This is a genomic window from Burkholderia puraquae (assembly GCF_002099195.1).
GTDB classification, from domain to species: domain Bacteria; phylum Pseudomonadota; class Gammaproteobacteria; order Burkholderiales; family Burkholderiaceae; genus Burkholderia; species Burkholderia puraquae.
Window position 1 is genome coordinate 87820 of record NZ_NBYX01000002.1, and the last position, 13182, is coordinate 101001.

At 68.4% G+C, this 13182-nt stretch carries 8 protein-coding genes and 1 pseudogene; 4 read left to right on the top strand and 5 right to left on the bottom strand.

Annotated elements, in window-relative coordinates:
* Nucleotides 1-9: 9 nt before the first annotated feature.
* Nucleotides 10-906: a LysR substrate-binding domain-containing protein gene (locus tag B7G54_RS04815; protein WP_085038054.1), complete on the top strand. Its 897-nt coding sequence runs from the start codon at nt 10-12 to the stop codon at nt 904-906.
* 89 nt (nt 907-995) lie between these two features.
* Here the strand turns inward: B7G54_RS04815 and B7G54_RS04820 are convergent, their stop codons facing one another.
* Nucleotides 996-2669 carry an alkaline phosphatase family protein gene (locus B7G54_RS04820; protein WP_425266452.1) on the bottom strand — a complete coding sequence of 558 codons (1674 nt, stop codon included), beginning with the start codon at nt 2667-2669 and terminating at the stop codon, nt 996-998.
* A 306-nt stretch (nt 2670-2975) separates the two neighbouring features.
* Here B7G54_RS04820 and B7G54_RS04825 point away from each other — a divergent pair, with 306 nt between their 5' ends.
* A complete protein-coding gene (locus tag B7G54_RS04825) occupies nt 2976-3200 on the top strand; it encodes a hypothetical protein (protein ID WP_027790361.1) in 225 nt (74 codons plus the stop codon).
* Between the two features lie 59 nt (nt 3201-3259).
* Here the strand turns inward: B7G54_RS04825 and B7G54_RS04830 are convergent, their stop codons facing one another.
* Both B7G54_RS04830 and B7G54_RS04835 read right to left on the bottom strand, forming a co-directional pair.
* The gene (locus B7G54_RS04830; protein WP_085038056.1) at nt 3260-7042 is read right to left on the bottom strand and encodes a DUF748 domain-containing protein; all 3783 of its coding nucleotides are present in this window, start codon (nt 7040-7042) and stop codon (nt 3260-3262) included.
* A 148-nt stretch (nt 7043-7190) separates the two neighbouring features.
* Nucleotides 7191-8627: a DUF1254 domain-containing protein gene (locus B7G54_RS04835; RefSeq protein ID WP_085038057.1), complete on the bottom strand. Its 1437-nt coding sequence runs from the start codon at nt 8625-8627 to the stop codon at nt 7191-7193.
* A gap of 322 nt (nt 8628-8949) precedes the next feature.
* Here B7G54_RS04835 and B7G54_RS37975 point away from each other — a divergent pair.
* Nucleotides 8950-9066 (top strand): annotated as a pseudogene (locus B7G54_RS37975) (toxin-antitoxin system HicB family antitoxin); the annotation flags it as partial.
* Nucleotides 9067-9279: 213 nt separating this feature from the next.
* Nucleotides 9280-12111, top strand: a complete 2832-nt coding sequence (locus tag B7G54_RS04850; RefSeq protein ID WP_085038058.1) for a heavy metal translocating P-type ATPase — start codon at nt 9280-9282, stop codon at nt 12109-12111.
* A gap of 174 nt (nt 12112-12285) precedes the next feature.
* On the opposite strand, the gene B7G54_RS04855 is transcribed toward B7G54_RS04850, so the two are convergent.
* Nucleotides 12286-12765 (bottom strand): GNAT family N-acetyltransferase, encoded by a 480-nt coding sequence (locus tag B7G54_RS04855; protein ID WP_085038059.1) that lies wholly within the window; start codon nt 12763-12765, stop codon nt 12286-12288.
* A 173-nt stretch (nt 12766-12938) separates the two neighbouring features.
* On the bottom strand, nt 12939-13094 hold the full coding sequence (locus tag B7G54_RS38935) for a hypothetical protein (protein ID WP_006481665.1): 156 nt from the start codon (nt 13092-13094) through the stop codon (nt 12939-12941).
* Nucleotides 13095-13182 lie beyond the last annotated feature (88 nt).

Sequence of the window (13182 nt, forward strand, 5' to 3'; positions counted from 1 at the left end):
ATAGTCGCGATGAAGCACCTGTATCCGAACATCGCGGAACTGCACGCATTCACCTGTTCTGCGAAGTACCTGAATTTTTCCTATGCGGCTCGCGAACTGGGCCTGACGCCCAGCGCGGTCAGCCGGCAGATCGCGAATCTCGAGGCGCTGTTCGGCGTGAAGCTGTTCGCGCGGGAGGGGCGCAGCCTCGTGCTCACGCGCGCCGGGCAGGTGTACCACGCGCGTGTCGCCGGCCCGCTGCGCGAGATCGGCAACGCGTCGATCGAACTGCTGAGCGCGCGCGAGAACGGCGACCTGCTGACGATCGCCAGCGTGCCGACGTTTACGACCAAGTGGCTCGTGCCGCGGCTCTCGCGCTTTCTGGCCGTCGCGCCGAGCGTCACGCTGAGCTTTCGCCGCCATCTCGCGCACGGCGACAGCTTTCCGTTCGGGCTCGACGCGGCGATCCGCTACGGCGACGGCGCTTGGGAAGGGGTGCGAAGCGATTACCTGGACGGTCGGACCTTCGTGCCGGTCTGTGCGCGCGAATTCGGCGAGCGGCACGCGTTGCGCACGCCCGCCGACGCCGTGACCGCACCGCGCCTCGTGCACGAGCAGGCGGAAATCGCATGGTCCGCCTGGGCGGAACGCCATCGCGCCACGCAGATGAACGCACTCGCCGGGCCGCGCTTCGAACAGTATTCGGTGCTGATCCAGGCCGCGCAGGCGGGACTCGGGCTCGCGCTCGTGCCACGTTTCCTGATCGCGGACAATCTCGCGGCCGGCACGCTCGTCGAACCGTTCGACGCGCCCGTCGAGGTCGACGCACAGGGACACTACCTGTGCTATGCGCCAGAGCGACTCGAGACGAGCGAAGCGCTGCGGCACTTCAGGGAATGGATGCTGGACGAATGCGCACCGGCGTAAGCCGGCCCGCATTCGTCATGCGGCGGGACGCGCGCCGCCGCGCGCCCCGTACCGGGCGCCGCCTGGCGGCAGCGTCCGGCAGGCATCGGTCAGCGACCGATACCGAGCCCCGGCAGCACGCCGGTATTCTCGGCCACCACGGCATGCAGCAGGCGCGGGTTCACGCCGAGCAGGCCGAGGATCGTCGGCGCGACCTGCTTCGTGCCGACCGTGTCGGTCACCGTGCGGGCGCGATGCAGGCCCGGATACGACACGAGCAGGCCGAGGTGGCTGTCGTCCGGCGCGTTGCCGCCGTGCTCCTCGTCCTTCTTCATGCTCGACGTGTAGATCACGCCCGGATTCGGCTGGACGACGATGTCCGGCGTGCGGCCGTTGGCCGGATCGCCGAAGCGCTCGGCGAGCGCCGCGCCGTACAGGATGTAGGCCTGCGCACCGTCCGCGCAGATCCCCGGCGCGTTGCAGCTCAGGTTCGCCTTCAGCGTCTCTACCACGGCCGTGCGCTGGTTGCGGTCACGCAGCCAGATCAGGCCGACGTCGTCGGTCTGCACGAAGCCCGTGCCGACCAGGCCGGAGCCGTCGTTCAGGTTGCCCGTCTTCGTGTTGTTCTGGCCGAAGTTGCCGTTCGGGTCGAAATAGTTGTTCGCTTCGAGCAGCTTGGTCAGCGTGTCGCCATTCTTCACGAGCTTCGTGTGATCGGTCGGCGACTGGCCATGCTTCGACGTGACGATCACGGCCGTCGATGCATACAGGTTCGCCTGCTTCAGCGCCGCGACGACATGGCCGATCGAGTTGTCGACGTACGTGATCGCGTTCGCGACCTGCCCGTTCGGCGTGAAGTTCGCATCCAGGTAGCCGCCGCCCTTCGTCACCAGCGCCTTCTGCGCGACGCTCAGCGTCTGGAAATTCGCGCCGAACAGCGTCGGCACCGGCGCGCTCTTCGTGCCGGTCGAGTCACGGCCGTTGATCTGGTTGATCAGCGCCTGCACGTGCAGGTTGTCGAATTGCGCGGTATGCGAATAGACGTCCGTGTAGTCCGTTTGCGTCGCCGGGTCGATCGAGTTGATCTCGGTGCGCGCGAGATCGTCGACGCCGGTGCCCGACGGCCCGTTCAGCCAGTCGTAGCCCCATGCGTGCTTGTCGGCCCACGCGGTGGTTGCGTTCGGGATGCCCGCCTTCACGGCCTCGAACACCGTGTTGGTCTTCACGTAGTTGTGCGGATAGACCGGCACGCACTTGCCGTTGACCTTCGCATTCGGGATCGCCTGCGGGTTGAACGCGCCGCCGCCGTTCAGGTGGACCAGCGCGCCGCCGTTCTGGGCATCGATGCCGGTCGTCTCGTCGAACACGACGTTCCAGCCCTGCTTGCCCGAGCAGCTCGTGTCGCCCGGCGCGTACAGGTTGCGGTCGTACGACACGTCGTAGAACAGGCCGGCCGTCTTCGGCGAGCCGCCCGTCACGAGCGCGGCCAGGCCCGGGAACGAATCCGACAGGCCCGGCGTGTACGCGTTCGTGTACGTCACGCCGTGCTGCGCGAGCACCGCGATGTTCGGGCACGTGTTCGCACCGATGCAGCGCGCGAGATCCTGCTCGTGCAGGCCGTCGACGCTGATCAGCAGCACGTGCTTCACGACGCGGCTCGCGTGGCCGCGGTCCTCGCCCTGACTGTTGCCGTCCTGTTGCGCCGCGTGCGCACCCGCGCCGGCGAGCGCCAGCGCACCCGCCGCCATCCCCACCCATTTCCGCTGCCTACCAAGGAAAGACATGATCACCCCACCTCATCGATTGATGTTGAACTGCGTGACTTGCCATCAGGCGCGCAAAATATCGCCGGATCGTGGGGCGTTCGCATGAAGCGGGGCTTTCTGTTTTCTATCAAACGTAACCAATCGCAAGCGACACGACGCGGTCGCAATGCAAGGTGGCCTGGCGCACGTGACGACGTGCGCGCACGATGTCCGCACCGGGTCGGTGCACGGTGCACGCGGTCGTCCGCCGCGCGAATTTTTTTCGCGCTTGGCGCATGACTATTGGCGTGTGATAAAGGGTTTTCCCTGACCCGGAGCACGAGTATGTCGACCCTGGAAGCCCTCCGGTTCGTGCTGGACGATGCACGCACCCCCGAAATCATTCGCCACCACGTCGTCGACGCGTTGCAGTACGCGTTGCGCAACTACGGACAGGTGTTCACCGCGAAGGAAGTCGAATGGCTGGCGCAGTGGGACGACGCGCGTCTGCCGCTGGCCGCGAAGAAGGAACTGGGCAAGCGCGAAGAACCGGCGATCGCCGCGCGCTGAACGCAGCACGCCGCCGCGCCCGAACGGATGAACGGACACAGCGGCGGCGGATGGCCTGCTTACTGCAGGCCGAAGTCGACGCGGGTGGTCGCGCCCTTGTCCTCGATGCCCTTCGCATCGAGCTTCGGCGCGACGACGAACACGCGGCTCGAATCGATCTTCCCATCGAGGTACTGGCGCACGGCCTGCGCGCGCTGTTGCGCGAGCGCACGCAGCGCGTTGTCGTCGGCCGGCGCATGGTCGGCGAGCGCCTTCTTCATGTCGGCGTCGGGCAGCGTCTTCTGCAGGCCGACCAGGTTGCGCGGCTTCTTGAAGTCGGCGGCCTTGTACGCGCGCGTCAGGTACTTGCTGTACTCGGCCGGCTCGACCTTCACCGACATCGGGTCGATGCTCTCGCCCTGCCCGACCACGTCCTTCAGCTTCTGCTGGCGCACGAGCCGATCGACGTATGCGTCGCCAAGCCCCGACGTGTCCTTCGCCGGATCGACGCGGCCGATCAGGTCGAGGCGGATCGACGGCTTCTCGGTCAGCATCTTCACCACCGTGTCGAGCTTCTTCTGCTGCGCGTCGTCGAGCTGGTACGAGCCCGGCGCGAATTCCACATAGCCGAGATCCTCGCCGCCGCTGCCGAACGCATGCGCGAGCAGCGAGAACGGCGACGTGACGGCCTTCGCGATCAGGTTCAGCACCGCGCGCCAGATCAGCCCGCCGACACTGAACTCCGGATTCGACAGCGAGCCCGACACCGGCAGGTTCACGTCGATCTGCCCGCGCGTGTTCTTCAGCAGCGAAATCGCGAGCTTCACCGGCAGCTTGGTCGCCGTGTCGTTCTCCACGTGGTCGCCGAACGTGAGCTGGTCGATGAAGATGTGGTTGTTCGCCTTCAGCTGGTCGTTCGCGAGCTCGTAATGCAGGTCGACGTTGAGCTTGCCCTTCGTGATCGGGTAGCCCGCGTACTTCGCCGAGTACGGCGTCAGGTTGGTCAGCTCGATGTCGTGCGCGGTCGCGGTGAGGTCGAGCGCCGGCTTCTCGATCAGCGGGTTCACCGACCCCTTGATCGAGATCGGCCCGTTGCCCGCGAGGTTCGCGGCGACGTCGACCGGCGCGGACGTCGTCGAATCCGTGCCGAACGCGCCGACCGTGCCCTTGATCGCGATGAGGTTCGCCGTGTAGTTCGGCTTGATGAAGTTGTCCGTATACGTGACACGGCCGTTCTGCAGCAGCAACTCGCCGAAATGCATCCGCACCGGGTTCTGCGGCGGCGTCGCGGCCTTCACGACCACCGTCGCCGACGCAGCGGCCGGCGCGGATGCCTGCTGCGCGACCGCCGGCGCCGATGCGGCCCGCGGCGACAGCGGCACCGGCTCGCCCTTGCTCGCGTCACGTGTGAGCGACTGCGCGGGGCCTGTTTCCTTCGCGACCACGTCCTTCAGGTTCAGGCGTCCTTGCGCATCGAGCAGCACGCGGCCGTAGAAGTTCGAGAACGTCACGCGCGCGGCGTCGACGTCGGTGCCCTTCTCGTCGTAGTTCGCCTTCAGGTTCGTCAGCGCGAGCGAGCGCCAGCCCGCGAACGGGTCGGAAGTCGCCTTGTCGAGCATCCGCACGTCGACGAGCGCAACGTCGCCGCGATAGGTCGCGCGCGGCGCGTCCTTCACCTGCGCGAACGTCAGGTTGCCCTGTGCGTTGAGCAGCGCGCTTGCGATCGTCGCGTTCAGCGCGCTGCCGAAGTACGGCTCGAACGCGGCCGCGTCGAGGCGGTCGCCGTTGATCTTCAGGCCGAGCTTCAGCGGCTGTGCGGTCACGTCGCCCGTCACGTTCAGCGAGCCCTTGCGGTTCAGCGTCGCCTTCAACTGCACGGGCAGCGGCTTGGTCATGTCGTCGCTGATCTTCTGCACCGACAGGTCCAGCGGCTTGATCGCCAGCTTCACCGGGCGCGGCGTCGACAGGTCGGTGAAGTTCGCGGACGAACCCTTCACGTTCAGCGCGTCGATCCGGTAATGCCACGACGGTGCCGCGGCCTCGGCCTTGCGCGCGACCGTGCGCTTCGGCACCGACGCCTGCGCGGGTTCGGCCAGCGCCGCGAGGTCGATCCTGCCGTCCTTCAGCCGCTGCACGTCGAGCGCGAGCCCGCTGGCGTCGACGCTCGCGATCTCCGCGGTGCGCGTGGCGACGTCGACCTTCGCGATCTTCGCACTCGCGTCGGGCAACACGATCGCGGGCGCCTTCGCGTCGGGCGTCGCGATCTTCAGCGACTTCAGGCTGATCGTGCTGTCGGCAACCTGCGCAGCGAGCGGCGTCTTGCCCCAGTCGGCCTTCGCGTTGACGGTCGCGCCGAGCGTGCCGTCGAGCACGCGCGCACGCGTGGCCTCGCCGAGGTACGGCTGCAGCACCGGCAGCGCGAGCGCGGCGACCGTCAGCTTGCTCTCGGCCTGCTTCTCCGCGAGATTGAATGTGCCTTCGGCCGTCACGTCGCCGCCGCGCGACAGCGACGTCGACAGCGTGTATTTCGCGGGCGTCTTGCCCTGCATCGAGAAGCCGTCGAGCGTCGCGGCGAGCTTCGTGAGCGACAGCGCGGTCGGCGTCGCCGGCACGCGGTCGTCGACGTTGACCGTGCCGCCGTCGATCGCGAAATGACGGATCGTCAGGTCGAGCGGCGGCGCCGCCTTCGCGTCGGCTTCGGCCTTTGTGCCGCTGGCGGCGGCTTCGGCCGCGGCGGAAGCGGCCGCGGCGCCCGACGCCGCGGGCTTGCCTTCGGCAGCTTTCGGTGCAGCTGCCGGCTGTGCGGCGAGCTTCTCGACGTTCAGCACGCCCTGCTTGTCGCGCGACAGGTCGACCACCGGCTGGTCGATCCGGATCTCGTCGAAGTGCATCGCGTTGCGCAGCGGCTCGAGGCTGGCGGCCGCGACGTGCACGCCGCGCGCGGCGAACAGTGGCGCGGACGCGTGGTCCGTCACCTTCGCATCGTTCAGGTCGACGGTGCCCGATACGCGCAGCGCGGGCGTCTCGCCGCTCATCACGAAATTGACCGTGAGGTCGCTGCTCAAGAGGCCGCTCGTCACGGCCACCGGCAGCTTCGCCGGCACGTACGAGATCAGCTTCGGCACGTCGAGGCGGTCGAACTTCAGCGCGATCTCCGATTCGCGCGACTGCGCGAACGGCTTGGTCTTGCCGTCGATCGAGATCGGGCTGCCGTCGAAGCGCGCGCGCAGCTTCGGCTCGACGAAGATGTCGGTCTTCGAGGCCAGCGTCGCGATATACGGAATGCCGAGCGTCCAGTTGTCGACGACGTGCTTTTCGTTCAGCAGGCGGTCGTCGAAATCGATCCGGCCGTTGTTGACCTGGATGTTCGACACCGAGAACTGCGTCGGCTTGCTTTCGGGTTTGGGCGACGGCGTCGAGAACTTCTCGATCAGGTCGGTGAAGTTGAAGCGCTGCGTGTCGTAGCGGACGATATGAAAGCGCGGCGAGTCGAGACGGATCTCATTGACGATCGGCGCACCGCGGAACAGCGATGACCACGACGGCCGCACGATGAGCTTCGCGATGTCGATGAAGTCGCCCTGCCCGCCTTTGTCGCCGAGATGGACGCCGTCGGCTTCGAGGTTCAGCGTGTACGGGTTCAGCGCGATGCGCTGGATCGTGGCAGGCCGGTCGAGCTGCTTGGTCAACTGCTGTTCGGCGATATGGCGGATCAGCGGCGGCGCCGCGAAGAACCCGAGCAGTCCGAATAAAACGACGAAGATCAGCAGGCCGATGCCGATGCGGCGGGTCCGGCGCGAGCGTGCAACGCCACCGAGGGCATGGAGGGTCGAGGATACGGTTTCTTTGTCTGCGCTTGCCATGCTTGAATGCCTCGGGATGGGATGCCAGGCCGCACCGGACAACCGGGCGGCCGCGCACGCTATCCCGAAAGTATAGGCTCAGGAGGTGACGGTACAGGGTTCGGGCGCCGTCGCGCCCGCCGGTCGGACAACGCCGCCGGTCATCCGTTCATTTCCGGACGATGACGGGCGGCATCCACGATCCGTCGCTCGCCTTCGGCTTCGGTGCGTACAGGCGCAACGCGAGCGCAAAATCGGCGCGCGGCGCGGGCAGCCAGTTGGCCGCATGCGTGCCGCCCGGCGACGCCGACACGACGATGTCGATCGAGCCGTCGTGGTTGCGGCGCAGCCGGTCGCGATCGCCGAGCGAGCGGCGCGCCGACCCGACGTCGGGCAGCGCGCCGCTCGTCGTGTACGGCGTGAGCGTCCAGAATGCGCGCACCGGCGGCAGCGCGCCCGGCGCGAAATGCAGCACGTAGCGGTTCGCACCGTTCAGCGGATGGCCGTCGCTGTCGACGCGGACGACCGCGAGCGTTTCGTCGTCGCGCGTCGCGGTGCCGAACTGCGTGTAGGCCGCGTACGCACGCAGCGTGTAGTCCTGCCCGTACTTGCCGGCCGTATCGCCGATCCAGCTCCAGCCGTTCGCGTTCAGCAGGTTCGACGGCGGGGTCGAGAGTCGCGCGCGCGCCTCGGCGACGCCGGCCGTCGCAGCTGCGAGGCGGTCGCCCGTCCACAGCACCGGGTAGCCGGCCGACACGCCGATGTCGGCGAGCAACGACTGCGCGTGCGCATCGTCGGCTGGCGCCGGGTTGTCCTGCAGCGCCTGTGCGAAGCGCGCGAAGAACGCCTTGGGGTCGAGCGACGCCACCTGCTCGGCCGGCGTACCGCCGCCCACCGCTTCGGACGGCGCGCTGCCCGCATGGACCGCGACCGACGCGCCGCGCGCGGCGCCCGTGTAGACGGACAGCGGCACCACGCGAATCGCGCGCTGCAATTTCTTCACGTTCGTCAGGTCGCGCCCGCCGCTCGTCTGCAGCCGGACTTCGAGCCACGCGTTGGCCGACGGGACGTCGATCCGGACCGCGCCCTTCGGCAGCGTGCCCTGCCAGTCCTTCGCGGCGAAGGCAATCGTTTGCGATCGCGCGCCGCCACGGGCACCGCTTGCGCCCACGCTCGACGACGACCACAGCACGTTCGTCCACATGTCGAGCGCACGCGCGTCCCAGTAGCGGCCGCGCGTGTCGGGCAGCGTGACGATCACGGGTTCGGCGGCGACGTCGAGCCAGCCGGTCGAGTCGAGCGTGTCGACGCCCGGCAGCGGCGGATTGACCGCGCCGACGGGCGGCAGCGCCTGCGCGTGGCGCAGCGTGTTGAGCGGCGCCTGCCCCGGTTGCGCGCCGTCGCCGCCCGTCGCCGCTTCCTTCGCGACGTCCATCAGCACGAGCGGATACGCATAGACATAGGAGTCGGCAACTTCCGCGCGCATCCAGCCGGTTTTCCGCTGGATCGCGTCCGGTTGCGACGCGCACCCCGCTAGCAACGCCACCATGGCCAGCGACGCGCACGCGCGCCGCAGAGAAACTGATTCCTGCTGGTTTTCAATCATCGATTACTGGCCGAATATCGTTCTTTTCAGTCAACGCCTTGTTCGACTTGCGAATGCCGAAAGCAAGGCACCCCAGCCTGCCCGGATAACCGTTTCGCTACGTTTCGTCACGGTGGGCGCTGATGTCAGGCCGGTATCATAGCGCCTACGGGCATCCCCCAATATGCCGAATAGCTGGTGGGGCGTATCCGCGGGCCGGGCGGGTCCGAAATATTTCGTCGGATCGTCAGGAAAATTGGGGCGGCATCGTGGCGGCTTCAACCTGCTTCGGCTTCGTCGCAACGCGGATCGAGCCGCCATCCGGATTGACAGATGATGTCGCTACAGCGGCGAATTCAGGGTCCGCATCCCGCCGCAGGCTCACCGCGCGCGGGTGATCCAGGCCGCCGAACAAGGCGTCAGCCGGAGCCGTCTCGCGAGCGCCAAGCTCTGCGCGTGACCACGCGGCGGTGTGCAAACACATGACGCCCGGCTTTCCGCCCGGAAGCCGGGCGTTCGCTTTTTCCAGCCGTGGCACCCTGTGAACAGTGATGGCCTTGTGCCGATCCGCCTGCCTTGCGTCGCATCGTCATGTACCGCTTGACCTTACCATCATGGGAATGTTGATACTGGAATCATTCGCGGCATGAGCCGCGCATTCAGGGAATCCGACATGACTGAACCACTTACCTCCGCAGCGCTGCACACGATCGAGCTGAGCGTCGACGGCATGCACTGCGGCGGCTGCACGGGCCGCGTGCAACAGGCGCTGGCCGCTGTGCCGGGCGTCGTCGAAGCGACGGTCGACCTCGACGCGCACGCGGCGGCGGTGACTGCACAGGAAACGGTCGACGCCGCACAACTCGTCGATGCGGTCGGCGCAGCCGGCTACCGCGCTGCCGTGCGCGCACCGGTGCTCGAAGCCGCCACGGCAGCGCATGCCCATCCTGTCGAAGCGTCGCCCACGCCGATGGCCGCAGCCGCTTCCACTACCAGCCGCCCGCTTCCGGCCGACAGCACCATCGAACTCGACATCGACGGGATGACCTGCGCGTCGTGCGTGTCGCGCGTCGAGAAGGCGCTGGCGAAGGTGCCGGGCGTCACGCGCGCGTCGGTCAATCTCGCGACCGAGCGCGCCGCCGTCGATGCCGCGCCTGACGTTACCGTCGCCCGGCTCGCCGAAGCCGTGAAACAAGCCGGCTATGGCGCGACACCGGTTGCCGGCGCGGCGATCCTGCCGGCAGCCGCCACCACGCCCGCCGAACTCGAACTCGACATCGGCGGGATGACCTGCGCGTCCTGCGCCGGCCGCGTCGAAAAAGCGCTGGCCGCCGTGCCGGGCGTCACGCGCGCTTCCGTCAACCTCGCGACCGAGCGCGGGTCGGTGCACGGCGCCGGCGCCCTCGACGCCGCCACGCTGATCGCGGCCGTCACCACCGCCGGCTACCGCGCGTCGCTCGCCGCCGCGTCATCGGCCGGTCTCACGGCCGGCATTGACGCGCAACCTGCCAGCGCCGAACAGGATCCCGACACCCGCAAGCGCCTCGAAGCGATTCGCGAACGCGATCTCGTGATCTGGTCTGCGGTGCTGAGCGCCCCGCTCGTCGCGCCGATGCTCGTCGCGCCGTTCGGCATCGACCTGATGCTGCCCGGCTGGCTCCAGCTCATGCTCGCATCGATCGTCCAGTTCGGCTACGGCGCGCGCTTCTATCGCGCGGCCTGGCATGCGGTGAAGGCGCGCACCGGCAACATGGACCTGCTCGTCGCGCTCGGCACGTCGGCCGCGTACGGGCTGAGCCTGTGGATGCTGCTGCGCAACCCCGCGCATCCCGGCCACCTGTATTTCGAGGCGTCGGCCGTCATCGTCACGCTGGTGCGCTTCGGCAAGTGGCTCGAATCGCGCGCGAAGCGCCAGACCACCGACGCGATCCGCGCGCTGAACGCGCTGCGTCCCGACCGGGCGCGCGTCGTCGAGCACGGCGTCGAGCGCGAGGTGCCGCTGGCGCAGGTGCGCGTCGGCACGCGCGTCGGCATCCGTCCCGGCGAGCGCGTGCCCGTCGACGGCCGGATCGTGTCGGGCCGCTCGCACATCGACGAATCGCTGATCACCGGCGAAAGCCTGCCGGTGCCGAAGGACGACGGCGACCCCGTCACGGCCGGCTCGATCAACGGCGAAGGCGCGCTCGTCGTCGAAACCACCGCGATCGGCGCGGAGACGACGCTCGCGCGCATCATCCGCCTCGTCGAATCCGCGCAGGCCGAGAAGGCGCCGATCCAGCGGCTCGTCGATCGCGTGAGCGAGGTGTTCGTGCCGGCGATCCTCGGCATCGCGTTGCTGACGCTGGTCGGCTGGCTGATCGCCGGCGCCGGCACGGAAACCGCGATCCTCAATGCGGTCGCGGTGCTCGTCATCGCATGCCCGTGCGCGCTCGGCCTCGCGACGCCCGCCGCGATCATGGCCGGCACGGGCGTCGCGGCCCGGCACGGCGTGCTGATCAAGGATGCGCAGGCGCTCGAACTCGCGCAGCGCGCGACCGTGATCGCGTTCGACAAGACCGGCACGCTGACCGAAGGCAAGCCGTCCGTGACGGCGTTCGAAGCCGTCGGCGTGCCGCATGACGAAGCGCTCGCGCTCGCGGCAGCGGTGCAGCGCCAGAGCGACCATCCGCTTGCACGCGCCGTGGTCGCCGCATACGACGCCGACGTTGCCGCGCGCGGCAGTGCGGTGCTGCCGGCCGTCGCGGCCGATGCACGCGCGGTGGCCGGACGCGGCGTGGAAGCCCGCGTCGGCGGGCAGTTGCTCGCGCTCGGCAGCACGCGCTGGCGCGACGAGCTCGGCATCGCGGTGCCGCCCGCGCTCGACACCCGCGCGACGGAGCTCGAACGCGCGGGCAACACGATCTCGTGGCTGATGCGCGCCGATGCGCCGCGCGCGTTGCTCGCGCTGATCGCCTTCGGCGACACCGTGAAGCCGGGCGCCCGCGACGCGATCGCGGCACTGTCGGCGCGCGGCATCGCGAGCGTGCTCGTGACGGGCGACAACCGCGGCAGCGCGGCAGCCGTCGCAGCCTCGCTCGGCATCGGCGAGGTGCATGCGCAGGTGCTGCCCGACGACAAGGCGCGCGTCGTCGCCGAGCTGAAGCGCACGCACGGCGGAGTCGTCGCGATGGTCGGCGACGGGATCAACGATGCGCCCGCGCTCGCCGCAGCCGATGTCGGCATCGCGATGGCGACCGGCACGGACGTCGCGATGCACACGGCCGGCATCACGCTGATGCGCGGCGACCCGGCGCTCGTCGCCGACGCGATCGACATCTCCCGACGCACGTACCGGAAGATCCAGCAGAACCTGTTCTGGGCGTTCGTCTACAACCTGGTCGGCGTGCCGCTCGCGGCGCTCGGCTGGCTGAACCCGGTGATCGCGGGCGCGGCGATGGCGTTTTCCAGCGTCAGCGTCGTGACCAACGCGCTGCTGTTGCGGAGATGGAAGGGCCGCGCGCGGTGACGCGTGCAGGTGACGATTGCCGGACGGCGTTCGGCGTTCGGCGTTCGGCGCTTGGCGCTTGGCGCTTGGCGCTTGGCGCTTGGCGGACAGGAAGGATCGTGAGGTCGGCCGGCGTTGGCCAGTCGCGGCGAGTCGAGTCGTCAGCGCATGACGACGCGGCGCCGGCCGGTGGATTCAGTCCGAAATGACCGGCTTGATCAAGGTCGTCGTGATCGGTACGAAGCCGCACGCGCGATACAGCGCGCGGGCCGCCGCGTTGTGATTGAACACCGACAGCCCGATCTCGGTGACACCATACCGGCGTGCCTCGGCATCGAGCGCCTCGAGCGCGCGCGTGGCCCAGCCCTGGCGGCGCCGGGACGGGGCGATGTCGAGGTCGTAGATGAACAGCGTGCGGTTCGGCCCTTCGGGCACGATCGCATACCAGAGGTCGCCCACCACGTCGCCGCTGGCGCCGTCGATGAGCACGACGAGGGTCTGGCCGGCGGTACGCAGGCCGTCCGGCAGCAGCGTGTCGAAACAGGCGCGCGCCCGGCTGGCCGCGTCTTCGACAGCATTTTGCCCGGATGAAACGAGATCGCGCGCGTAGCCGTCGATGGCTCGCGTGCGGTACGCGTGGAATTCGCTGGCCGTCATCGGCCGCATCTGCAGCATGGCCCGGTCACCGTGAACGGAATCGGACTTCCAGTGTAGCGGGACGGTCGCGCAGGCGCGCGATGCGGCGGCGGAAAGCGGGCAGGCAGGTGCGGCGGGCGCCGCGCCGACAGCGAATCAGCGAATCAGCGAATCAGCGAATCAGCGAATCAGCGAATCAGCGAATCAGCGAATCAGCGACGGTACAGGACGATCGGCACGAGGTGTGCACGGCGCACGCGCTCGGCTTCGGCACGACGCGCGGCGTACGAATATTCAGCGTCGAGCGGCAGGTGCGGAGACACGAAAAGGTCGTCGATCTTTTGCAGCAGGGCGAGGATGAAGCTCATGTGAGACTCCTGACAGATGTGGCTAGGGTTTTCCCTTAGATTGACTCCATTCTAAGGGTTTTCCCTGAACTCTGCCAGCACACCGCAT

What these genes read in the sequence shown, in the direction of transcription:
- B7G54_RS04815 (WP_085038054.1), top strand. Translation starts at nt 10, where the DNA reads ATGAAGCACCTGTATCCGAACATCGCGGAACTGCACGCATTCACCTGT.
- B7G54_RS04820 (WP_425266452.1), bottom strand. Translation starts at nt 2,669, where the DNA reads ATGTCTTTCCTTGGTAGGCAGCGGAAATGGGTGGGGATGGCGGCGGGT.
- B7G54_RS04825 (WP_027790361.1), top strand. Translation starts at nt 2,976, where the DNA reads ATGTCGACCCTGGAAGCCCTCCGGTTCGTGCTGGACGATGCACGCACC.
- B7G54_RS04830 (WP_085038056.1), bottom strand. Translation starts at nt 7,042, where the DNA reads ATGGCAAGCGCAGACAAAGAAACCGTATCCTCGACCCTCCATGCCCTC.
- B7G54_RS04835 (WP_085038057.1), bottom strand. Translation starts at nt 8,627, where the DNA reads ATGATTGAAAACCAGCAGGAATCAGTTTCTCTGCGGCGCGCGTGCGCG.
- B7G54_RS04850 (WP_085038058.1), top strand. Translation starts at nt 9,280, where the DNA reads ATGACTGAACCACTTACCTCCGCAGCGCTGCACACGATCGAGCTGAGC.
- B7G54_RS04855 (WP_085038059.1), bottom strand. Translation starts at nt 12,765, where the DNA reads ATGCTGCAGATGCGGCCGATGACGGCCAGCGAATTCCACGCGTACCGC.
- B7G54_RS38935 (WP_006481665.1), bottom strand. Translation starts at nt 13,094, where the DNA reads ATGAGCTTCATCCTCGCCCTGCTGCAAAAGATCGACGACCTTTTCGTG.